Origin of the sequence: Paraburkholderia sp. 31.1, assembly GCF_014397645.1 — a bacterium.
GTDB classification, from domain to species: domain Bacteria; phylum Pseudomonadota; class Gammaproteobacteria; order Burkholderiales; family Burkholderiaceae; genus Paraburkholderia; species Paraburkholderia tuberum.
Genome location: NZ_VZQN01000200.1, coordinates 1 through 595, shown reverse-complemented (window position 1 = coordinate 595; position 595 = coordinate 1). Strand labels below are relative to the sequence as shown.

The 595-nt window shown below is 47.6% G+C and carries 1 protein-coding gene; it reads right to left on the bottom strand.

Annotated elements, in window-relative coordinates; genetic code table 11:
• A partial coding sequence (locus tag F6X37_RS35995; RefSeq protein WP_222945051.1) for a hypothetical protein occupies positions 1–267 on the bottom strand: 267 nt, incomplete at its 3' end.
• Positions 268–595: the final 328 nt, after the last annotated feature.

Genomic DNA, 595 nt, shown 5'->3' with positions numbered 1-595 from the left:
TGGAAGCACTTCAAATACCACTGGCGACGCTTCGTCACCTGGACCCGGGAAACCATCGACGCTGAACTTGCTGAGCTGCTCGGCGGATACAGCACCAGATTTCAAGTCAATTTCTCGTGAACACTTAAGAACGGGAATGTTGTTTGAAAATGTCTTATCACCAGAAACAATAATCAGGTCGTCCTTAACGCAAGCGACCAAGGTCTCCCAGATCAGTTCATCCCCAATCGTATCCTTTCCCGGTGATGTTGGCGGTTTGCCGAGCACCTTGCGCCTCTTGGCCAATTCAATAAATTCATCGGCTGTACGGTGGCAGGATACGTTATCAACGATTTTTTAAACGCCGAAAAGACCGGGTCATCCGCATCATTTCCAAGGTACGCCGTCAAGCGTTCGCGAATTTTATCGACTTGTGTTTTAGCTGTTTTCCTAAGCGCATATAGTTCTTTCGTCGCTTCAATTTCCTGAACTAGGGAAACGCTGATTAATGAACTGTCGGATCGGCTTGCAGATCAAGACGCGTCAAATTTTCTGGATAACGAATCGAATCGACGCTCATTTCGGTGAATTTGGCTCGCAAACGAGCCCCTCTTCT